Source organism: Microbacterium sp. NPDC056234 (assembly GCF_042267585.1).
Taxonomy (GTDB): Bacteria; Actinomycetota; Actinomycetes; order Actinomycetales; family Microbacteriaceae; genus Microbacterium.
This window is the reverse complement of the sequence record NZ_JBHJTE010000001.1, coordinates 57,994-78,443: the sequence shown is the minus strand read 5'-3', so window position 1 is coordinate 78,443 and position 20,450 is coordinate 57,994. Positions and strand designations below refer to the sequence as shown.

Here is a 20,450-nt window from a genome sequence, read left to right as displayed (position 1 = left end):
GGGGGCTCCTCAGGGTTCGGGGGATGCTGGGGCAACACTACCGATTCCTGGGCGTTTCCTGAGTGGCGGGCGCCGGCCCCGCGCCGTCGTCAGGAGGTCAGGCGCTCGATGAGCTCGCGGTACCGGTCGGCGGTGCGCTGCACGATCTCGTCAGGCAGGACGGGCGGTTCGCCCTGCTTGTCCCAGTTCGAGGCCAGCCAGTCGCGCACGATCTGCTTGTCGAAGCTCGCCATCCGCGCCGACGGCGTGGTGCCCGTCTGCCAGGCCTCGGCGTCCCAGTACCGAGACGAGTCGCTCGTGAGAACCTCGTCGGCGAGGCGGAGGGTGCCTTCGGCATCCGTCCCGAATTCGAACTTCGTGTCGGCGAGGATCAGGCCCTTGGCCTCGGCGATCTCTGCCGCGCGGCCGTAGAGGCGCAGCGACGTTTCGCGCAGCTCGGAGGCGCGCTCCGCGCCGACCAGCTCGACGACGCGTTCGAACGTGATGTTCTCGTCGTGCTCGCCCATCGGCGCCTTGTAGGCGGGGGTGAACAGCGGCTCGGGCAGGCGGTCGCCGTTCTCGAGTCCGGCCGGGAGCGGGATGCCGCAGACCGTGCCGCTCTCCTGGTATTCCAGCCATCCGGTCCCGGTGATGTACCCGCGCACGACGCACTCGATCGGCTGCATCTCCAGCGACTGCGCGAGCATCGCGCGATCGGCCACGGCCGCCGGGATCTCACCCTCGGCGATGTGGTTTGGGACGTCGCTCAGCTGCTCGAACCACCAGCGGCTGAGGCGGGTCAGCAGGGCGCCCTTCTGTGGGATGCCGGGGGAGAGCACGTAGTCGAACGCGCTCACGCGGTCGCTGGCGACGACGAGGATCCGCGGGTCGTCGGCATCCTCCGAGGCGTACAGGTCGCGGACCTTGCCCGAGTAGATGTGCCGCCAGCCGGGGATCCTCATCGCTTCGCTCACCAGGCCATCATTCCAGACCGCTCAGTGGGCGCGAACACCCTCGGATGCCGGGACAGGGCGTCCATCCCCGGGTGTAACTTGGCCGGGTGACCCCTGAAGCGACCCCGACGACCGGTACCTACGCCACCGGCCAGAAGCCCGCCAGCCCGTGGCCGGCACTGTGGGCGATGGTCATCGGGTTCTTCATGCTCCTGGTCGACACCACGATCGTCTCCGTCGCGAACCCCGCGATCAAGGCGGCACTGGATCCCGAGACGAACAACCTCGACCGCGTCGTCTGGGTCACCAGCGCCTATCTGCTCGCGTACGCCGTCCCGCTGCTGGTCACCGGCCGACTGGGTGACCGATTCGGTCCCAAGAACATCTATCTCATCGGGCTGGCGGTGTTCACCGCGGCATCCCTGTGGTGCGGCCTGTCGACCACGCTCGAAGGCCTGATCGCTGCGCGAGCCGTGCAGGGACTGGGCGCGGCATTCATGACGCCGCAGACGATGGCCGTCATCACCCGCACCTTCCCGCCGAACCGCCGCGGCGCGGCGATGGGGCTCTGGGGCGGAGCATCCGGCGTCGCCATGCTGGTCGGTCCGCTCGCGGGCGGTTTTCTCGTCGACGGATTCGGCTGGGAGGCGATCTTCTTCATCAACATCCCGGTCGGCATCGTCGGTTTCGTGCTCGCCTGCATCTACGTGCCCAAGCTCGAGACCCACCCGCACCGGTTCGACATCCCCGGTGTGTTCCTCAGCGCGATCGCCCTGTTCCTCATCGTGTTCGGACTGCAGGAGGGCGAGGCCTACGACTGGGGCACGATCTGGGGACCGATCTCGGTGTGGGGCCTGATCGTCACCGGTGTCATCGTGCTCGCGCTGTTCATCTGGTACCAGGCGCGCACCAAGAACGAGCCTCTCGTGCCGCTGGGGCTGTTCCGCGACCGCAACTTCTCCTGGGCGAACATCACGATCGTCACGGTCGGGTTCACCGTGACGGCGCAGTCGCTTCCGTTGATGTTCTTCCTGCAGCTCGCCCGGGGTCTCACTCCGACCGAAGCGGCGCTGCTGATGATCCCGATGGCGCTCATGGCCGGTTTCCTGTCGCCGTTCGCGGGCAAGCTCCTCGATCGCATCGACCCGCGATTCATGCTCGTCCCGGGGCTGCTGCTCGTGTCGACCGCCCTGTTCCTGTTCGCCATGATGATGGACACCGGAACCAGCGTCTTGTGGCTGCTGATCCCCTCGACGATCCTCGGCATCGGAAACGCCGGGATGTGGGGGCCGCTCGCGACCACAGCGACGCGCAATCTTCCGCCGAGGCAAGCGGGCGCGGGGGCCGGTATCTACAACACGATGCGCACGATCGGATCGGTGCTGGGATCGGCGGCGATCGCCGCCTTCATGCAGAGCCGGATCGAGGCCAACCTGCCCGGTGCGGCCGAGGCCACTGGCGGTTTCGGCGGCGGTGCGCTTCCGGATGCCGTGGCGACTCCGTTCGCGGTCGCGATGGCGCAGACGATGCTGCTGCCGGCGGCCTTCATCCTGCTCGGTGTCGTGGCGGTGCTGTTCCTACGTGGTCGCCCCAAGACCGACGCCTGACGAGGGGATGCCGCGGGCCGGGCCTCGAGTGGCATTTGCGCGATCGCGAGAGCTCTGGTGTGCTGAGGCGATGACGATCGATCTCGCCCGCCCCACGACCGACCTCTTCGAATCCTGGGCGGCAGCGGTCGCCGAGTTCGACGGCGGTCACATCGACGGTGGCGGTTACGAACAGGGCCTCGTCCCCGATCTCGCGGCGTGCGAGTCGTTCGTCGAGAAGGCGCGGCTGTACGCCGAACCCGGCGCGAAGCTTCCCGACGGCCACGTGCCGTGCGACTTCTTCTGGATCGTCGAGGCCGATCAGGTCGTCGGATTCATCGCCTTCCGCCGCGAGCTCAACGATTGGCTGCGCCGATTCGGCGGGCACATCGGCTACTCGGTGATCCCGTCGCGCCGCCGCGAGGGGATCGTCAAGGCGGCTCTGCGTCAGGTCCTGGCCATAGCGAGGGCCGACGGCTTCGAGCGCGTCATGCTCACCTGCGACGACGACAACCCGGCGTCGTACCGCACGATCGAGGGCGCTGGTGGCGAACTGGAAGACATCATCGACGCGGCGGATGCCGGTCACCCGAAGCTCCGCCGCTACTGGATCGAGCTGTAGCCACGCTGTCCGATCTCACCAAAGTCGTCAGTTGAAAGACGCGCACGTGATGCATCACCGAGACTGCCCGTTGTCTCACAAAGCATGTCGGCAGTCGCGTCTCGCTTTTAGGCTGCCTAAAACGTCGGACCGGCAGTTTCGGCGCTACGTGTGAGCCTGTGGGCTAGCTTTTCCCTACGAGCTGGTACCAGCGATGACCGAGGGGAATCAATGATGTCGGAGACCGATGAGCTGGCACCCAAACCTGCGACGGAGCACACCAGGCGGGCGAATGCCGAGTTTCTCTTGGGTCTTCCGATGGGCGACCGTCGAGATTTCGACGACGCGGCTCGAGGCTTCGTCGCCACGCTTGAGGACCCGGTGATTCGCCGTGCTGATGGGCACCCGATCCATGACCTCACTGATCACGACTTCCTCAAAGAGTCGGAGGATGCGCCCGACACGGTGAACCCGAGCTTGTGGCGGCACGCCCGTGTGAACAATCACCATGGCTTGTTCGAAGTTGTCGATGGCGTCTATCAGGTGCGCGGGTTCGATCTCGCGAACATGACGATCGTCGAAGGCGACGTTGGCATCATCGTCCTCGACCCGCTGAGCGGCACGGAGACTGCCCAGGCGGGCCTGGACCTTTACCGTGCGCACCGTGGCGGTCGTCCCGTGAAGGCGCTCATCTACACGCACAGCCACGCCGATCACTACGGCGGATCCCGCGCGATTGTCGCCGGCCAGTCAGACGTAGCGGTGATCGCTCCGGAAGGATTCCTCTACGAGGCCGCCGCGGAGAACGTGTTCGCCGGCACCGCCGACATCCGTCGCGGGTTCTACATGTACGGGTCAGCCCTGCGCCCGGGCCCCCAGGGTCAGGTGGATGCCGGACTTGCCAACGCACTTCCTGCGGGCGGCAGTTCGACGCTGGTCCCGCCGACGGATCTGATCACGAAGACTGGCGAGACGCGCATCATCGACGGCGTCGAGATGGTCTTCCAGATGGCGCCGGGCACCGAAGCTCCTGCGGAATTCCTCATTCACTTTCCCCGTCTACGGCTGCTTGCTGCGGCCGAGGACGTCAATCACCTCATGCACAACCTGCTCACGCTCCGCGGCGCACAGGTCCGCGATGCGGCGACGTGGTGGAAGACGCTCAACCGAACGATTCAGCTGTTCGCCGACGACACGGACGTCATCATCGCCCAGCACGGATGGCCCAGGTGGGGTTCTGACGACATCCGTGAGTACCTGCAAGACCAGCGGGATCTGTACAAGTTCATCCACGACGAAGCGCTGCGCCTCACGAACCTCGGCTACACGATGACGGAGATCGGCGAGCAACTCACCCTCCCGCCCGGGTTGGACGAGCAGTGGTACAGCCACGGCTACTACGGCACCCTCAACCACAATGCCAAAGCGGTCTACCAGCGCTATCTCGGATGGTACGACTCCCACCCGGCGAACCTGCACAAACTCCCCCCCGTCGAGGGTGGGCAGCGGTACGTGGAGTACATGGGCGGCGCGGATGCTGTTGTGCAAAAGGCGCGCGCCTCCTACGAGGACGGCGACTACCGGTGGGTGGCCGAGGTTCTGACGCACGTCGTGTTCTCAGATCCCACGCACCGTCCGGCCGCACTCCTGCAAGCGGATGCGCTCGAGCAGCTCGGCTACCAGGCAGAGAACGCCACCTGGCGCAATGAGTACCTCATGGCCGCCTTCGAGTTGCGACACGGCGTCACCGACCTGGGGCGCATCGACCTCGCCACCCCGGACGTCTTCGCCGCCATGACCCCCGAGATGCTCTTTGACTTCGCCGGCATCAAGCTCAATGGGCCCGCCGTTGCACAGACCTCCGCGACGATCGGATGGACCGTGAGCGACGAACCGGACGCACAGTTCCTCCTCGAACTGCGCAACGGGGTGCTCATCTACACCTCCGGAGTCCCGCTCGACACCGCAGATGTTCGGGCGACGTCGACGAAATCGGATCTCGCCGACGCGCTGTTCAGCGGCCGCCCATTCGGTGACGCCAACACGGGAGTCACCATCGAAGGCGACCGCGCCGTCCTGGAGCACCTCTTCGACGCGCTCGACGACTTCCCGCTCTGGTTCAACATCGTGCAGCCCTGACACCCAGTGATCCGCCGGAATCGCCTGCCGAAAGCCTGCTACGGCGCACGTTTCTGGAAACCACTCCAGGGCTGTATGAACTAGATAGCCGAAAACGATCGTTTCCGGCAGGCCAGGCGCGCACCTCTCTGACATCGGTGGTTGCGGGCTGCGCCATTCGGAACTGTGGCCTCTGGGGCGCGGTTCACCCTAGGCTTAAAGGTACCGGGGAGCCAGGGGGAAAAACTTAATGTCGCAATTCGATCTCAGCAAGGTTGCCGTCGACGCGTACCTGTACGCGTACCCGCTCGTGACGATGGAGTACACGCGGCGCCAGATGACGAACGTCCCAGACGCGAATACTGCGTTGTTGCGGGCACCGGCGAACCAGTTCGCACACGCCCGGGAATACCCCGCAGCAGAATCCAAGGACGTCGTGCGTTTCAACTTCGACACGCTCTACTCGTTCGCGTGGCTCGATCTCCGAGACGGACCTGTGATTCTCCACACGCCCGATGCGCCTGACCGGTACTACCTCACGCCCATGCTCGACATGTGGACGGACATCTTCGCCGTTCCTGGCAGCCGAAACACCCTCGGTAAAGCCCGCGACTTCCTCATCGCGCCACCCGCGTGGAGCGGCGAAGTCCCCAGCGGACTCGACCTGATAGTCGCACCGACGCCGCACGTCTGGGTCATGGGTCGCACACAGAGCAACGGCCCCGACGATTTCGCGGAAGTCCACCGCATCCAGGACCAGTACCGCATCACCCGTATGGACGCGTACGGCCAAGAATCAGGCACGCCTTCTGCTGCACCCGTTGACCCGAGCGTGGATGATGTGACACCGCCACTGGACCAGGTGAACGCGCTCAGCAGCGTCGAGTTCTTCACACTCTTTGCCGAGTTGCTGAAAGAGAACCCGCCGCACGCTAACGACTACCCGATCCTGCATCGGATGCGCGCCATCGGGATCGTGCCAGGCGAGGACTTCAACCCTGCGGTGCTGGACGATGCTGCTACTGCCGCCGTCTCGGCAGCTCGAGACACGGCCCTGCAGGATCTCGTGAAAGCAATGACCGAAGCCAGCATCGGCATCGTACGAAACGGGTGGAACTGGGAGCAGTCGTTCGGAACGTACGGCACCTCGTATCGCGTGCGCGCTCTTGTCGCAATGGCCGGGCTCGGAGCAAACCTCCCCGAGGACGCGATCTACCCCAACGCCTTCGTCGACGCCGACGGTCAACCGTTCACCGGGGAGCACAACTACGTGCTCCACTTCGACGCCGGCCAACAGCCGGGCGTGGATGCCTTCTGGTCCCTCACGATGTACGACGGCGAAGGCTTCCAGGTCCCGAACCGACTCAACCGCTTCGTGATTCGCGACCGAGACCCACTGATCGTCAACGCTGACGGTTCACTCGACATCTACATTCAACACGCATCTCCAGGGGCCGAGCGCGAAGCGAACTGGCTACCCGCACCACAGGGAGCGTTCGCCCCGATGCTCCGGCTCTACTCGCCCACCACCGAAACCCTTGCCGGAGACTTCACCCCGCCGAAGATCATCAAGAGATAGGCCAGCCGAACTACCGTACGGCGCCGGGTCACGAGCCGACCGAAAACCCCCGCCGTATCGGGATTCCGGTGAACGTTAACGGACCCCGTTCCGGGACTCCAGACCGGATCACGCCGAAAACGATCGTTTTCGGTGGAGGTGGCTGGCCCGGCGCGGAACGCGATCGACACCCTTACGAATCCACCTGGTCCGCCACACTCGTGAGATTCCGACACTTCTCGTGAGATCGGACGCACGCATCCCGCGTCGGAGAACTCCCCAGCGTCGGACGGAAGCACCTGGTCGCGTCCGACATGCGGGATCTCTCCGACGCAGGGGGATGCGGGATGCTCGCCCGCGGCTCAGACCTCGGTCCACGCAGCGCCCGCTGAAGCGCTGCGTTCGACGGCATCCAGGACCCGCTGCACGCGCAGACCCGCCGCGAACGTCGGATGCGGATCCCGGCCGTCCGCGATCGCCTCGACGAAGTCCTTCGCCTGGTGCGAGAACCCGTGCTCGTAGCCGAGCATGTGCCCTGCTGGCCACCATCCTTCGAGGTACGGATGCTCGGGTTCGGTGACCAGGATGCGGGTGAAGCCCTGCTCGAGCGCCGGCCGGGTCGCGTCGTAGAACTGGAGGGCATTCAGATCCTCAAGGTTCCAGTGCAACGCGCCTGCGTCACCCGAGATCTCGATGTCGAGCGCGTTCTTGCGCCCGGTGGCGAAGCGCGTCGCTTCGAAGCTCGCCAGAGTCCCGGACTCGAGCCGTCCGACGAACAGCGCCAGGTCGTCGACGGTGACCTTGCCCCGCTCGGCGCTGGCCGTGCCGCTGAGCCCGATCGCCTCGCCGAGCAGCGGGCGTTCGGGGACGATCGTCTCCAGGGCGGCGGACACGTGCGTCAGATCCTGCCCGGTCACGAACTGTGCCATGTCGACGATGTGGGCGCCGATGTCGCCGAGTGCGCCCGATCCGGCGCGGTCCTTGTCGAGTCGCCAGGTCATCGGCGACTCCGGATCCGCGAGCCAGTCCTGTCGGTAGCTCGCGCGAACCTGTCGCACGGTGCCGATGCGCCCGGCCGCGATCATGTCGCGCATGAGGGTGACGGCCGGCACCCGCCGATAGGTGAATCCGACCATGGCACGGATGCCGTGAGCTGCGGCATCCTGCGCTGCCTGCCGCATCGCCTCCGCTTCCTCGACCGAGTTCGCCAGCGGCTTCTCGCACAGCACGTGCTTGCCGGCGGCCAGAGCGGCGATGGCGATCTCGGCGTGCGAGTCTCCTGGCGTGACGATGTCGACCACGTCGATGTCGTCACGCGCGATGACCGCGCGCCAGTCCGTGGAGGCCTCGGCCCAGCCCCACTTGCGGGCTGAGGCTGCGGTCTTGTCGGCATCGCGTCCGACGAGCACCGCCATCCGAGGGGTCAGCGGGAGCTCGAACACCGCGGGCGCCTGACGCCAGCCGACGGAGTGCGCCGCTCCCATGAATCCGTGGCCGATCATCGCCACGCGCAGCTGAGTGGACATCTTTCCTCCCGGAGGACAGCGCGGGGCGAGCGCCGAAGCGCTCGCCCCGCGGGTGATGATCAGGACTCGAAGGCGAGATCGATGAACTCGTCGACGTTGTCCTTGGTCACGACCGGAGCATCCAGCACGATTCGGTAGGGAACGCTCGGGGTGACCAGGTCGCTCATGGTCTTGCCCTGCGCGACCAGTCGCGCCAGCGCGATGCCGTCAGCGGCCTGCGTGGACGGGTAGATGACGGTCGCCTTGACGACGCTGTCATCCGCCTTGATGCGGTCCATCATGTTGACGCTGCCTGCGCCGCCGACCATGAAGAACTCGTCCCGCCCTGCAGACTCGATCGCCGCCAGGACGCCGACGCCCTGGTCGTCGTCGTGGTTCCAGATCGCGTCGATCTTCGGGTTCGCCGACAGCAGCTGCGACGTCGCGCTCTCTCCGCCGGCGACGGTGAAGTCCGCGGCGACGCGCGGGCCGACTTCGAGACCGCACGCTTCCAGCGCATCCTTGAAGCCCTGCGAACGATCCTGCGTGAGCGGCAGGGAGTCGATGCCGGCGATCTCGGCGACGACCGCGTCGCTCTGGCCGTCGAGCTGCTCGCAGATGTACGTGCCGGCGCTGACGCCCATGCCGTAGTTGTCGCCGAGGATCGTTGCCCGCGACGCGAACGTGCTCGAGAACTCGCGGTCGACGTTGATGACGGGGATGCCGGCATCCATCGCCTTCTGGGCGACCTGGGTCAGCGCCGCACCGTCGGTCGGCAGGAGCACGATCGCGTCGACGCCCTCGTTGATGAACTGCTCGACCGCGGCGATCTGCTGGTTGGCGTCGTTGGTGCCCTCGGCCTGGCGCAGTTCGACGTCGTCGAAGCCTTCGGCGGTCTCGATCGCGCCCGTGTTGATCGCGCCGAGCCAGCCGTGGTCGGCTTCAGGGCCCGACCAGCCGATCACGACGGTGTCGCCGGATGCCGTGTTCTCCTCGCTCGTGGTGCCCTGGCTGTCGGCACCCTCGTCGCCTTCGGTCCCGTCGCTGGTACAACCGGCCAGCAGCGAGACGGCGAAGAGAGCCGCCGCTCCGACCATCAGCGGGCGAAGCCCGCGTTTGCGCATGCCGTGCATGTCTTTCCTCCTTGAAATGTGATGCAGATGCGTGCGGTGCGAGCGCGGTCGATCACGAGCCCCTCAGCGCGCACCGGGCGCTGAGGGCCAAGCTAGCAGAACATGACTATATCCGGCCATCTTTTGTCGTGATCAGATCAAAAGTCGTGGATCGCTGTCAAGTCAACGAACTCTGGCGATTGTTCGGCGGTGACGTAGCGCCGCCGACCCGTGATCAGCCCTTGGTCTTGGTCTGTCGGGCGTGTTATGTTCATCCCGTGATCAAAGATGACCATCCTTCGGCATTACTCGAGATGCAGGGTGTCGAGAAGAGCTTCTCCGGCGTCCATGCTCTGCGCGGTGTGCAGCTCGAGGTCCGACCCGGCGAAGTTCACTGCCTGCTCGGCCAGAACGGCGCAGGCAAGTCGACGCTGATCAAGACGCTCGCGGGCGTGCACAGGCCGGATGCCGGTGAGATCCGCTGGATGGGCGAGCCCGTCGAGATCGATGATCCGCAGACCGCCATCTCGCTCGGCATCTCGACGATGTACCAGGAGCTCGACGTCGTCGACGGACTCACCGTCGCCGAGAACGTCTTCCTCGGGCACGAGTTCGATCGGTTCGGCTTCACCCGCCGTCGGCAGCTCATCCAGCAGACGCGCGCGCTGCTGCAGCGCCTCGGGCACGGGTCACTGTCGCCCTATGCCGAAGTCGGCTCGCTCAGTGCTGCGGGGAAGCAGATCGTCAGCATGGCCCGTGCCCTGTCGCATGACACGAAGCTGATCATCATGGACGAGCCCAGCGCGGTCCTCGACTCCGAAGAGGTACGCAATCTGTTCGCCGTCGTGCGGGAACTGACCTCGCAGGGCATCGCCGTGGTGTACATCACCCACCGCCTCGAAGAGATCCGCGAGATCGGCGATCGCATCACGGTCCTCAAAGACGGCTCGACCGTCGCGAGCAACCTGCCCGTCGCGGAGACGACGACCGCCGAACTGATCAAGCACATGACCGGGCGGGCGGTGCAGAACGTCTTTCCCCCGGCAGAACCGATCGCGGCCGACGCGCCGGTGCTGCTCGAGGTCGAGGGCCTGGAACTGGCCGGAGTGTTCGACGACGTGTCGTTCTCCGTGCGTGCCGGTGAGATCATCGGTCTCGCCGGTCTGGTCGGTTCAGGTCGCAGCGAGATCGTCGAGACGATTTACGGCGCCAGACGAGCATCGCGCGGAACGGTCCGAGTCGCCGGCAAAGAGCTCCCGCGAGGATCCGTCGCCGCGTCGGTGTCCGCCGGCGTCGGGCTGAGCCCCGAAGAGCGAAAGTCCCAGGGGCTGGTGCTGGGGGAGCCGATCTTCAAGAACGTGACGCTCTCGTCGTTCGCGCGGATCGCCAAGGGAGCGTGGCTGGACGAGCGCAGTGAGCGCCGCATCACGAGGGAGCAGATCACCGCGCTCGAGTTGCGACCGGCCGACCCCGATCGCCCTGCCGCGACCCTGTCCGGCGGAAATCAGCAGAAGATCCTGCTCGCGCGCTGGCTCGTGCGAGGCAGCTCCGTGCTGCTGCTCGACGAGCCCACCCGTGGTGTCGACATCGGTGCGCGCTCCGAGATCTACGCGCTGATCCGTCGCCTCGCGGCATCCGGCCACGCCATCGTCATCATCTCGAGTGAGATCGACGAGGTCCTCGGCCTCTCGGATTCGGTCCTCGTCATCGGCGACGGCCGCGTCCTCACCACCGTTCCCGCATCGGAGATCGACGAGCACGGCGTGCTCGACCTCGTCATGAAAGGAGTCGCCGCGTGAGCGTGCAGACCCCCACGTCGCCTGGGCAGACCCCGGCTGAAACCGAGTCGCCGCTGCGGCGGCTGCTCTCCGGATCGGTCGGGCGAAACCTCGGTCTGGTGCTCGCGCTGGTCGTGCTCATCATCGTCGGGGCGGTGACCTCGTCGAACTTCCTGAACTTCGACAACGCGCTCGTCATCCTGCGGCAGGCGTCCATCACCGGCGTGATCAGCATCGGCATGACGTTCGTCATCATCGCCGGCGGCATCGATCTCTCGGTCGGTGCGGTGCTCGCGCTCGCGTCCGTCGTCGGATCGCTCAAGGCGATCCAGGAGATCGCGAGCTCGAGCCACTGGATCGTGACGGTCCTGGTGGTGCTGCTCGTCGGCTTCGGTGCAGGGCTCATCAACGGCGTCGTGATCGCGTACGGCAAGGTCGCGGCCTTCATGGCGACGCTCGCGATGATGGTCGGGGCTCGCGGGCTCGCCGAGATCCTCGCGAACAACCGCACGCTGGTGCTGAGCGACCGCGACTTCCTGCGCGCCATGAACGTCGATCTGCTCGGCGTCGACATTCTCATCTGGATCTTCGTCGTCGTCGCCGTCGCCGGGTGGTTCCTGCTCAACCGGACGACCTTCGGGCGGCGCACGGTCGCGATCGGAGGCAACGCCGAGGCCGCGCGTCTGGCCGGCATCAAGGTGAAGCAGCACACGATGTGGCTGTACGCGCTCGTCGGCACGACCGCAGGCATCGCGGCGGTCATGCTCATGGGTCGTACTACTGCCGGTACGTCGACCCACGGCAACCTTTACGAATTGGATGCCATCGCGGCCGTCGTCGTCGGCGGAACCCTGCTCGTCGGTGGCCGGGGCACGATCACGGGCACCGTGTTCGGCGTGCTGATCTTCGCGACCCTGTCGAACGTGTTCGTGCAGAACAACCTCACCTCCTCCGCGCAGGCCGTCGCGAAGGGCGTGATCATCGTCGTCGCCGTGCTGCTGCAGCAGCGCTTCGCTGTCGGGCGCGTCCCGCGCAGGCGTCTGCGCGCGGCGGATCAGGCGGCGCCTCCCGCATAGGATCGAAAGACGCGGAAGCGCCGGAACGATGGCCTCGAAGGCGTGGATGCGGTGCCGTCATGGCGGTGCGCCGTTCACGAGAAGTGCAGGGTGAGAATGGCAAGCAATCCCAACACCGCCGGAGTCGGCGAACTGTTCCAGCTGCTGCGTGACGGCGAACCCCGGACCCGTGCGGAGCTGGCGAAGCGATCGGGTCTTGCCCGCTCGACGGTCGCGGCACGCGTCGACGAGCTCATGCGCAAGGGCCTGATCACTCCGGTGGCGGATGCCGCTTCGACAGGGGGCCGGCCGCCATCGCAGTTCGCGTTGAACCCGACGGCCAAGGTCGTGATCGCGGCCGATATCGGTGCCTCGCACACGACGGTCGCGGTGACCGATCTCGCCGGCACCGTGCTCGCCGAACGCACCGGCCGACTCGCGGTGTCGCTGGGCCCCGAGCCCGTGCTGTCCTGGTTCGCCGAAGCCGCACACGAACTGATCGCCGAGGCCGGACTCACCCACGATCGCGTCGCGGCTGTCGGCGTCGGCGTTCCCGGACCCGTCGAGCACGCCACCGGGCGTCCGGCGAAGCCGCCGATCATGCCGGGGTGGGACGGCTTCGACGTCCCCGGTTGGGTGCAGCAGCACATGCAGGTGCCCGTTCTCGTCGACAACGACGTCAACGTCTCCGCACTCGGTGAGCGCGCGGCGGCCTGGCCGTCGACCGATCACATGATCTTCGTGAAGGTCGCCACCGGTATCGGCGCCGGCATCATCTCCGATGGTCGCCTGCTCCGCGGAGCGCAGGGCATCGCCGGCGACTTCGGACACGTCCGCGTGTCGCGCGGAGCCGACGTGCCCTGCCATTGCGGGAACACCGGATGCCTCGAAGCGCTCGCGTCCGGCCCGGCGATCGCACGTTCGCTCAGCCAGCGCGGCGTCGCGGCGGCAGATGGCGATGATGTGGTCGAACTGGTCAAGGCCGGCAACCTCGAGGCCATTCAGGCGGTGCGTCAGGCCGGACGGGATCTCGGCGAAGTGCTCACCGCGTCCGTGAGTCTGCTCAATCCGTCGGTGATCACCATCGGCGGCGCGATGGCCCGTGTCGGCGAGCACCTGATCGCAGGGGTCCGCGAGGTCGTCTATCGCCATTCGATGCCCCTGGCGACCGAGCATCTCGCGATCGTGCAGTCCGTCACCGCGGGGGAGGCCGCGGTGCGCGGTGCGAGCCTGCTCGCGGTCGAGTACGCGCTGAGCCCCGAGATCCTGCCGCGCAGTTTCAGCCTCGCCGAGTGACGCGGCCGCACGGCGGCCCGGGGTGAGGACTACTGTGCGACGCGCGCCGCGATGTCCGTGCGGAAGTGCGAGCCCTCGAGCGTGATCCGTCCGATCGCGTCGTAGGCCTGCGCTCGCGCGGTGGCGAAATCGGACGCCGTCGCGACGACGTTCAGCACGCGGCCGCCGGTGGCCAGCAGATCCCCTCCGGGGGCATCCGGGCCGGCAGTGGCGGCGTGCACGACCCGCACACCGTCGACGGAGGCGGCGTCGGACAGGCCCTCGATCGGACGGCCGGTCTGCGGCGCCTCCGGGTAGCCCTCGCTCGCGAGCACGACCGTGATCGCGACCTCGGCCGAGAACTCCGGCTGCGGCTGGTCCTCGAGGGTTCCGGATGCCGCGGCGAACAGCAGCTCGGAAAGCGGCGTCACCAGGCGCGGCAGCACGACCTGCGTCTCGGGGTCGCCGAAGCGGGCGTTGAACTCGATGACGCGCACGCCGGACTCCGTCAGGATGAGTCCCGCGTACAGCAGACCGATGAACGGCGTGCCCTCGGCGTCCAACTGGTGGATGACCGGGAGGGCGACCTGCTCGGTGACGAGCGAGACGAATTCCGCCTCGCTGCCGAAATCATCGGCGAGCCAGGGCAGGGGAGTGTAGGCGCCCATGCCACCGGTGTTGGGACCTTCGTCACCGTCGTAGGCGCGCTTGAAGTCCTGCGCGGGGCTGAGCGCGCGCACGGTGTCGCCGTCGCTGAGGAAGAAGAGCGAGACCTCTGGGCCGGAGAGGAACTCCTCGATCAGCACCGCGCCCTCGCCGAGGTAGTGCGAGGCATGCGCGAGCGCTTCGCCGCGATCGGACGTCACGAGGACGCCCTTGCCCGCCGCGAGGCCGTCGGCCTTCACGACGTGCGGGGCGCCGAGCTCGTCGAATGCGGCTTCGACTTCGGCGACCGTCGCCGCGCGCACTGCACGACCCGTCGGGACGCCGGCGGCATCCATGATGCGCTTGGCGAAGGCCTTGGACCCTTCCAGCTGTGCGGCCGCCTTGCCCGGACCGAACACCGGGATGCCGCGTTCGCGCAGCACATCGGCGACGCCGGCCACCAGCGGCGCCTCGGGGCCGACGACCACGAGGTCGATCGCGTGCGTGTTCGCGAACGACGTGACCGCGGCACCATCGAGCGGGTCGAGCGACACGAGCGTCGCGTCCTGCGCGATGCCGGCATTGCCCGGCGCGGCGTAGATCTCATGCTCCGCGGTCTCCGCCCGAAGGGCGAGGATGATCGCGTGCTCACGGGCACCGGAACCGAGGACGAGGATCTTCACCCCTTCACCCTACCGAGCCGAGCCCGTCGCCGGTTCAGACCGAGACCGGGCGCTCATCGGCTCGATCCCAGGGGACATTCCACCCGCACGCCTCGAAGAGACCGTCCAGCACCATCGCGGTGAACCCCCACACGATGGTGCCGTCTACGTCGAACGCCGGGCCGCTGAAGCGCATCTCGCCGCGTTCGATCACCGAGGTGAAGCGGCTCGTCGGATCCAGCAGCTGCGCCACGGGCACCCGGAAGACCTCGACCGTTTCGGCATGGTCGACAGCAGCGACGCGGCTCGGTCGTCGCCACCACCCCAGCACGGGCGTGACTCGGTGATTGCTGGCTGCCAGCGGGATCTCGGGCAGGGTCGCGAGCACCTCGACGCCGGAGGGATCGAGTCCTGTCTCCTCTTCGGCCTCGCGCAGGGCGGTCGCCGCGGCATCCGCGTCGCCGTCCTCCCGCCCGCCACCGGGGAAGGACACCTGGCCAGGGTGCGAGGAGAGCGTGGACGCCCGACGCTGCAGCAGGACGTCCAGGTCGCGTGCGACCACGGCATCCGCCGTCGGAGACGGGATGCTGTCGAGTACACCGAACAGGATCAGCACTGCCGCCTCGCGGGCCGCGTCCGGGTCGGCCAGCCGCGGAAACGGGCCGCCCCAGTCGTGTGAGGCGGTCGCCTGCAGCAACTCGGCGCGCGCGCCGGCCGGATGCTGCGGATCGGTCATTCCCCGAGCCTACGACGCCCCGCCGACACCGGCTCTTCCCCGGTTAGGCTCGCTGCATGAAGCGCCTCCTGTCCCTGCTCGTCATCGCTGTCCTCGGTGCGGGCCTGACCGGGTGCAAGTCGGTGCCGCAGCCGCCGGACCCGGATGCAGTGAGTGAGTGGATACAGGAGCAGAGCGCATCCGATCGACCGGGCCTCGCCACCATGGCCGGGGCGCCGCGGAACGCGTCCGGGCCGACCACCGAGGGCGAAGAGAGCATCACCGTGGACTTTGCTTCGGCGACGAGCGTCACCGGTGTGGAGTTCTCCTGCTTCGGCGAGGAGAGCATGAGCGTCGCGTTCGAGCTGCGCGGTGCGGCCGAGACCAGGAGCACCGGATCGGACGATCTCGTCTGCGCGGATAGCCCGCACCTCCTGCCCGAGGCGCTCGACGGCGTGATCGGGGTCAGCGTCAGCGGCACGAGCGAGCACGGATCCGGGGCGTGGTCGGTCGTCGTACTCGGCGAGGAGCAATGACGCGTACGGCTCGCGCGCGCGCAGCGCGGGCGCTCGCCGCCGCCACTGCACTGATCATGGCGCTGGTCGGATGCACCTCCATCGCGGAACCGCTGCCCACCGGTGCCCCTCTCGATGCGGAAGCCGACGTCGGACCCGGCGCGGACTTCGTGGCCGCCGGCTCCTCCGGCGTCACGATCGTCGACGGCGACGACTGGACCCTGCCCGCATCCGTCCGCCCGGCGCAGAACTCCGGATTCTTCTCCGAGGAGACGAGCGAGGACGACCTCGTTCTCGTGCACTCGGTCGACGTGACCTGGGCGCAACTGCAGCCCGGCGACGGCGGACCGATCGACCGCACGGCTACCGGTGAAGCCCAGGGCATGGGCCTCGCGTCGCTGGACGATCAGCTCGCCGCACCCGACGACTTCTGGATGCGCCTGTTCGCGAGCGCCGAGGATTGGGCGCCCGCCTGGGTCGCCCAGGACTGCGGCGTCTCGACGTACGGACCGGACGAGGACGGCCAGCAGCACCTGCCGATCTGGGACGAGTGCGTGTGGGGTCACCTGTTCGACACGTATCGCGCAGTGTTCGTCGATCTCGGCCTTGCCGATGATCCACGGTTGCGCTTCGTGTATGTTCCCGGAGCGTTCGGCTGGGCCGAGTTCGACTACGACGTGGTGTCGGATGCCGTCGCCGCAGGGGACCTCGACGAGCAGAGGTATCTCGACTGGTACGACCACGCGTGGACCGACCTCGTCGACCTGTTCGGCGCGAACGCGCACAAGCTGGTGTTCACCGGGGAGGACTACCCGTGGGGGCCGTTCGGCACGGCCGACGACCTGCTGGCTGCTGATGCGGTGGACGGCGGCCTCGGCATCCGCAACGGCATCACCGAGGTGTCGAACTTCCACCTCAGCGAGGCGCCGTCGTTCGGATCACGTGTGCAGCCGGACGGCCATCTCGTCGTTGACGAGTCGTTGCCGATCCACGCCGGCGACAGGATCGTCGCGACCGAGAACGAGTGCTTCGACGCGTGCGGCTATGCGACGAGCGATCGGTATTACGCGATCCGCCAGTCGAACCTGAAGGCGCTGCAGCTGCGCGTGAACTGGCTGTACGTCGTGCCGAGCGATTCGTACCTGACCGAATACCCCGAGCTGTGGGATTGGACGCGGCTGTCGCTCGGCCAGACCGCTGCCACGTCCGCCGACGCGTGGGCGGCCTTGCGCGACGCCGAAGACACCTTCTGGGTCGACGAGGAGTTCCCCCGCGATTGGGACACGCAGCCCTGGGTGCGCAACCTCGAACGCTGGCTCGTCCAGGTCGACGAGCCCGGCTCCGTCGCGCACCGCGCTGACGCCGACGTGCACGTCGGAGAGGTCGAGGCCGAGAACGGCACCGCGTACGAGGGGCTCTCGACCGAAGTCGCCGGCGGCGACACCGGATTCGTCCTGGAGACGGACCCGGGATTCGCGGCATCCACGACCGGCGACACCGTGCTGAAGGTGACCTTCCTCGACGTGGGCTCCGGCTCTTTCGCGATCGACACCGAAGCGGGAGCATCGGCCGAGGTCGAGCGCACCGGCAGCGGCGAATGGCGGACCGCGACGATCGCGCTTCCGACCGGCGCCGTGTCGGCCGATGCAACCCGGCTGCGGATCGCACTCGCCGACGGCGCGGACGACCTCGTCATCCGCTTCGTGCGCCTGGTGCGCGACTCCGTCTGAGATCCCGCGAGACGTACTCGGCGGGGGTGAGACCGGTCGTGCCCGCGTACGTTTCACCGCGCAACGCACGTCTCGAGATCTAGGCTGGACGCATGGCGCGGAAGATCGACACGGTGGCGGGGCGCGATGCGCTCGCCGCCATCAGGGCCGCCCAGGACGCAGACGCCACGCCCGCTCGCGCCGACCTCGCCACGGCCGTGCGCTACCTGCTGCAGCTGCTGGACGAGAAGGCGCCCGGCAACAGCGTCGAGGTCCGCGTCCCCCCATTCGGCGCCGTGCAGGTCGTGCAGGGTCCGCGGCACACCCGCGGCACTCCGCCCAACGTCGTCGAGATGGACGCCACCACCTGGATCGCCGTCGCGACGGGGAGCGAACCCTGGGCCGTCGCCGCGGCATCCGGACGAGTGAGCGCCTCGGGCATCCGCGCCGATCTGGCGGATCTGCTCCCGCTGCGCCCGTAGACCAGCACGCGTCGATGGACGCCCGTTCCGTCCCCGCGCACAGGTGCGTGGTGGGACAATGGATGCATGACCACAGCCGATTCCCACGAGACCGTCGAGGCGACCGTCCGCCGCGTACCGCGGTTCGGCGTGTTCATGGGCCTCGGTGTCGTCCTCGGCATCATCGCCGCGGGCATCATCACCCTCACAGGCAGCTACGAGGAGTCCGCGGCCCTCGGCGTCGTCTACCCGCCGGGCCAGGTCTTCGGGTTCGCTCTGCTGTGGACCGTTCCGATCGGGCTCGCCCTCGGCGGAGTGGTCGCATTGATCCTGGAGCGCACGGCCCGCCGCCATGACCGGGTCGTTCGGGTCGACCACGAGACGGTCGTCTCCGACGGCGCTGACGACGCAGCCTGAGCGTCAGGCGAGTTCCGCGATCACCGGCCGGATGGCGGTGTCGAATGCCACGACGTCCCGCCTGAGTCCGTCGGTCACGGCGACCGTGAGCGCTCCGACCCACCAGATCCCGCGCTGGGAGAACGGCAGCACCTGCACGTTCAGCTCGAACGAATGCGCGCGGCGACCGATGTCCCGTTCGAACTCGGCGATCGCCGACGCGTAGGCCCGATAGGCGTCCCCGCCGGCCGAATTGCGCATCGTGGCCGAATACCGTCGATGCGCGGCGCGCGCGTACTCGAGCGACGACTCCGCGTACGGTGCGATCGCGGCACGCAGCTCCTCGGCCCCGGCCTGCGGCAGCGCCACCAGGGTGTCGAAACCGTCGACGAGCTCGAGGGGCACGGATGCCGGGTGCGCCCGCGGCTCGACGGTCATGTCCCAGTAGGCCCGCCACTGCTTCTCCAGCGCCGGCGTGGCATCCATGGCATCCGGGGCCCGTACGGCCAGGTCGCGAAGCACGGGGAGGTCCTCGGGGGTCCGCACGCCCAGCTCCTGACGCAGGGCGAGCGCGACCAGGACCGGGACGCTCGCATCCTCGCGAATGAGCCACTGCGGCTTGTCGGACATAGCCCCATCGTAGGAGGACTCCGGGTCAGGGGGCATCCGCGGATCTGCGGCCGCGCCGACGGCGGTAGTCTTGACGCGTGGCTGCCTCTCCCACCAATCCCTATGCCGAAGCCGGCGTCGACACCGTCGCCGGTGATCTGGCCGTCGAGCTGATGAAGTCGTCCGTCCGCGCGACGCACGGACCCGAAGTGCTCGGTGGTGTCGGCGGATTCGCCGGTCTCTTCGACGCATCGGCTCTGCTGAGCTATCGCAAGCCGCTGCTCGCGACGAGCACGGACGGCGTCGGCACGAAGGTCGCGATCGCGCAGGCCATCGACAAGCACGACACGATCGGTCAGGACCTCGTGGGCATGGTCGTGGACGACATCGTCGTGGTGGGCGCGAAGCCGCTCTTCATGACCGATTACATCGCCTGCGGAAAGGTCGTTCCCGAGCGCATCGCCGACATCGTCCGCGGCATCGCCGAAGGGGCCGCAGCCACCGGTACCGCGCTCGTCGGCGGTGAGACCGCCGAGCACCCCGGCCTGCTCGGTCCTCGTGACTACGACGTCGCAGGCGCTGCCACCGGCATCGTCGAGGCGGATTCCGTACTCGGCGCCGAACGGGTCCAGGACGGCGACATCGTGCTCGCCCTCGGCTCCAGCGGCCTGCACTCCAACGGCTACTCGCTCGTGCGCCACATCGTCGCCGGCGCCGGGATCGGCTACGGCGACAACGCCGCCGATTTCGGTGCGACCTGGGGCGAGGTGCTCCTCGAGCCGACCCGCCTCTACACGCTCCCGCTGCTGCGTCTGATCTCGTCGCTCGGCGGCGGCGTCCACGCACTCAGCCACGTCACCGGTGGCGGCATCGCCGCCAACCTCGCGCGCGTGCTCCCGCAGGGCAGCTGGGCCGAGGTCGACCGGGCGACCTGGTCGCCGAGTCCCGTGTTCCGGGTGCTCAGCGACATCGCGGGATCCACGCTGGAATCCGCCGAGGGGACGTGGAACCTCGGTATCGGCTTCCTCGCGGTCATCGACGCTGCGAAGAAGGATGCCGCGATCACCGCCCTCGCCGCCGAGGGCATCCCGGCCTGGCAGGTCGCGACGATCTCCACCGGTGCCCGACCGGACGGTCATTTCGAAGAGGGCGCCAAGGGCGTCGACGGCGGAGCTGTGCGCCTGGTCGGCGCGTACGCGGACGGAGCGAAGTAACACC

At 67.8% G+C, this 20,450-nt stretch carries 18 protein-coding genes; 12 read left to right on the top strand and 6 right to left on the bottom strand.

Translation table 11 applies throughout. The annotated features are described in order from the left end of the window. Positions 1 to 89: 89 nt before the first annotated feature. Complete coding sequence (locus ACFCYE_RS00340; RefSeq protein WP_376177109.1) at positions 90 to 941, bottom strand: phosphoribosylaminoimidazolesuccinocarboxamide synthase; 852 nt, start codon at positions 939 to 941, stop codon at positions 90 to 92. A gap of 179 nt (positions 942 to 1,120) precedes the next feature. Here ACFCYE_RS00340 and ACFCYE_RS00335 point away from each other — a divergent pair, with 179 nt between their 5' ends. The 4 genes from ACFCYE_RS00335 to ACFCYE_RS00320 all read left to right on the top strand — a co-directional run bounded on the left by ACFCYE_RS00335 (position 1,121) and on the right by ACFCYE_RS00320 (position 6,816). After that, positions 1,121 to 2,539: an MFS transporter gene (locus tag ACFCYE_RS00335; RefSeq protein ID WP_376177108.1), complete on the top strand. Its 1,419-nt coding sequence runs from the start codon at positions 1,121 to 1,123 to the stop codon at positions 2,537 to 2,539. A gap of 70 nt (positions 2,540 to 2,609) precedes the next feature. Continuing rightward, positions 2,610 to 3,140 (top strand): GNAT family N-acetyltransferase, encoded by a 531-nt coding sequence (locus tag ACFCYE_RS00330; protein WP_376175543.1) that lies wholly within the window; start codon positions 2,610 to 2,612, stop codon positions 3,138 to 3,140. 297 nt (positions 3,141 to 3,437) lie between these two features. Beyond that, positions 3,438 to 5,258: an alkyl/aryl-sulfatase gene (locus tag ACFCYE_RS00325; protein ID WP_376175542.1), complete on the top strand. Its 1,821-nt coding sequence runs from the start codon at positions 3,438 to 3,440 to the stop codon at positions 5,256 to 5,258. 229 nt (positions 5,259 to 5,487) lie between these two features. Further along, positions 5,488 to 6,816, top strand: a complete 1,329-nt coding sequence (locus ACFCYE_RS00320; RefSeq protein WP_376175541.1) for a DUF1254 domain-containing protein — start codon at positions 5,488 to 5,490, stop codon at positions 6,814 to 6,816. Between the two features lie 341 nt (positions 6,817 to 7,157). Here ACFCYE_RS00320 and ACFCYE_RS00315 read toward each other — a convergent pair whose 3' ends face one another. Continuing rightward, positions 7,158 to 8,321, bottom strand: coding sequence for a Gfo/Idh/MocA family protein (locus ACFCYE_RS00315; RefSeq protein WP_376175540.1), 1,164 nt, complete (start codon positions 8,319 to 8,321; stop codon positions 7,158 to 7,160). A gap of 59 nt (positions 8,322 to 8,380) precedes the next feature. Next, the gene (locus tag ACFCYE_RS00310; RefSeq protein ID WP_376175538.1) at positions 8,381 to 9,433 is read right to left on the bottom strand and encodes a substrate-binding domain-containing protein; all 1,053 of its coding nucleotides are present in this window, start codon (positions 9,431 to 9,433) and stop codon (positions 8,381 to 8,383) included. Positions 9,434 to 9,726: 293 nt separating this feature from the next. Here ACFCYE_RS00310 and ACFCYE_RS00305 point away from each other — a divergent pair, with 293 nt between their 5' ends. The 3 genes from ACFCYE_RS00305 to ACFCYE_RS00295 all read left to right on the top strand — a co-directional run bounded on the left by ACFCYE_RS00305 (position 9,727) and on the right by ACFCYE_RS00295 (position 13,541). Beyond that, the gene (locus tag ACFCYE_RS00305) at positions 9,727 to 11,211 is read left to right on the top strand and encodes a sugar ABC transporter ATP-binding protein (protein ID WP_376177107.1); all 1,485 of its coding nucleotides are present in this window, start codon (positions 9,727 to 9,729) and stop codon (positions 11,209 to 11,211) included. Between the two features lie 2 nt (positions 11,212 to 11,213). After that, positions 11,214 to 12,266, top strand: a complete 1,053-nt coding sequence (locus tag ACFCYE_RS00300; protein WP_376177106.1) for an ABC transporter permease — start codon at positions 11,214 to 11,216, stop codon at positions 12,264 to 12,266. A 96-nt stretch (positions 12,267 to 12,362) separates the two neighbouring features. Next, positions 12,363 to 13,541 (top strand): ROK family transcriptional regulator, encoded by a 1,179-nt coding sequence (locus ACFCYE_RS00295; RefSeq protein ID WP_376175536.1) that lies wholly within the window; start codon positions 12,363 to 12,365, stop codon positions 13,539 to 13,541. A 29-nt stretch (positions 13,542 to 13,570) separates the two neighbouring features. On the opposite strand, the gene purD is transcribed toward ACFCYE_RS00295, so the two are convergent. Both purD and ACFCYE_RS00285 read right to left on the bottom strand, forming a co-directional pair. Then, entirely contained in the window at positions 13,571 to 14,848 is a 1,278-nt protein-coding gene (gene purD, locus ACFCYE_RS00290; protein WP_376175534.1) for a phosphoribosylamine--glycine ligase, read from the bottom strand. A gap of 34 nt (positions 14,849 to 14,882) precedes the next feature. Next, complete coding sequence (locus tag ACFCYE_RS00285) at positions 14,883 to 15,563, bottom strand: NUDIX hydrolase (protein ID WP_376175532.1); 681 nt, start codon at positions 15,561 to 15,563, stop codon at positions 14,883 to 14,885. Positions 15,564 to 15,619: 56 nt separating this feature from the next. On the opposite strand from ACFCYE_RS00285, the gene ACFCYE_RS00280 reads away from it, so the two are divergent. The 4 genes from ACFCYE_RS00280 (at position 15,620) to ACFCYE_RS00265 (ending at position 18,644) form a co-directional block, all read left to right on the top strand. Further along, entirely contained in the window at positions 15,620 to 16,078 is a 459-nt protein-coding gene (locus tag ACFCYE_RS00280; protein ID WP_376175530.1) for a hypothetical protein, read from the top strand. Then, positions 16,075 to 17,787, top strand: coding sequence for a hypothetical protein (locus ACFCYE_RS00275; RefSeq protein ID WP_376175528.1), 1,713 nt, complete (start codon positions 16,075 to 16,077; stop codon positions 17,785 to 17,787). The genes ACFCYE_RS00280 and ACFCYE_RS00275 overlap by 4 nt, the downstream gene beginning before the upstream one ends. A gap of 92 nt (positions 17,788 to 17,879) precedes the next feature. Next, entirely contained in the window at positions 17,880 to 18,248 is a 369-nt protein-coding gene (locus ACFCYE_RS00270; RefSeq protein ID WP_376175526.1) for a sterol carrier family protein, read from the top strand. A 66-nt stretch (positions 18,249 to 18,314) separates the two neighbouring features. After that, positions 18,315 to 18,644 carry a potassium transporter Trk gene (locus ACFCYE_RS00265; protein WP_376175524.1) on the top strand — a complete coding sequence of 110 codons (330 nt, stop codon included), beginning with the start codon at positions 18,315 to 18,317 and terminating at the stop codon, positions 18,642 to 18,644. A gap of 3 nt (positions 18,645 to 18,647) precedes the next feature. On the opposite strand, the gene ACFCYE_RS00260 is transcribed toward ACFCYE_RS00265, so the two are convergent. Further along, on the bottom strand, positions 18,648 to 19,253 hold the full coding sequence (locus ACFCYE_RS00260) for a zinc-binding alcohol dehydrogenase (RefSeq protein ID WP_376175522.1): 606 nt from the start codon (positions 19,251 to 19,253) through the stop codon (positions 18,648 to 18,650). Between the two features lie 77 nt (positions 19,254 to 19,330). Here ACFCYE_RS00260 and purM point away from each other — a divergent pair, with 77 nt between their 5' ends. Next, on the top strand, positions 19,331 to 20,446 hold the full coding sequence (gene purM, locus ACFCYE_RS00255; protein WP_376175520.1) for a phosphoribosylformylglycinamidine cyclo-ligase: 1,116 nt from the start codon (positions 19,331 to 19,333) through the stop codon (positions 20,444 to 20,446). Positions 20,447 to 20,450 lie beyond the last annotated feature (4 nt).

Excerpts from the sequence above, each read along its gene's own strand:
- ACFCYE_RS00340 (WP_376177109.1), bottom strand. The coding sequence starts at position 941 with ATGAGGATCCCCGGCTGGCGGCACATCTACTCGGGCAAGGTCCGCGAC.
- ACFCYE_RS00335 (WP_376177108.1), top strand. The coding sequence starts at position 1,121 with ATGGTCATCGGGTTCTTCATGCTCCTGGTCGACACCACGATCGTCTCC.
- ACFCYE_RS00330 (WP_376175543.1), top strand. The coding sequence starts at position 2,610 with ATGACGATCGATCTCGCCCGCCCCACGACCGACCTCTTCGAATCCTGG.
- ACFCYE_RS00325 (WP_376175542.1), top strand. The coding sequence starts at position 3,438 with ATGGGCGACCGTCGAGATTTCGACGACGCGGCTCGAGGCTTCGTCGCC.
- ACFCYE_RS00320 (WP_376175541.1), top strand. The coding sequence starts at position 5,488 with ATGTCGCAATTCGATCTCAGCAAGGTTGCCGTCGACGCGTACCTGTAC.
- ACFCYE_RS00315 (WP_376175540.1), bottom strand. The coding sequence starts at position 8,321 with ATGTCCACTCAGCTGCGCGTGGCGATGATCGGCCACGGATTCATGGGA.
- ACFCYE_RS00310 (WP_376175538.1), bottom strand. The coding sequence starts at position 9,433 with ATGCACGGCATGCGCAAACGCGGGCTTCGCCCGCTGATGGTCGGAGCG.
- ACFCYE_RS00305 (WP_376177107.1), top strand. The coding sequence starts at position 9,727 with ATGCAGGGTGTCGAGAAGAGCTTCTCCGGCGTCCATGCTCTGCGCGGT.
- ACFCYE_RS00295 (WP_376175536.1), top strand. The coding sequence starts at position 12,363 with ATGGCAAGCAATCCCAACACCGCCGGAGTCGGCGAACTGTTCCAGCTG.
- ACFCYE_RS00285 (WP_376175532.1), bottom strand. The coding sequence starts at position 15,563 with ATGACCGATCCGCAGCATCCGGCCGGCGCGCGCGCCGAGTTGCTGCAG.
- ACFCYE_RS00280 (WP_376175530.1), top strand. The coding sequence starts at position 15,620 with ATGAAGCGCCTCCTGTCCCTGCTCGTCATCGCTGTCCTCGGTGCGGGC.
- ACFCYE_RS00275 (WP_376175528.1), top strand. The coding sequence starts at position 16,075 with ATGACGCGTACGGCTCGCGCGCGCGCAGCGCGGGCGCTCGCCGCCGCC.
- ACFCYE_RS00270 (WP_376175526.1), top strand. The coding sequence starts at position 17,880 with ATGGCGCGGAAGATCGACACGGTGGCGGGGCGCGATGCGCTCGCCGCC.
- ACFCYE_RS00265 (WP_376175524.1), top strand. The coding sequence starts at position 18,315 with ATGACCACAGCCGATTCCCACGAGACCGTCGAGGCGACCGTCCGCCGC.
- ACFCYE_RS00260 (WP_376175522.1), bottom strand. The coding sequence starts at position 19,253 with ATGTCCGACAAGCCGCAGTGGCTCATTCGCGAGGATGCGAGCGTCCCG.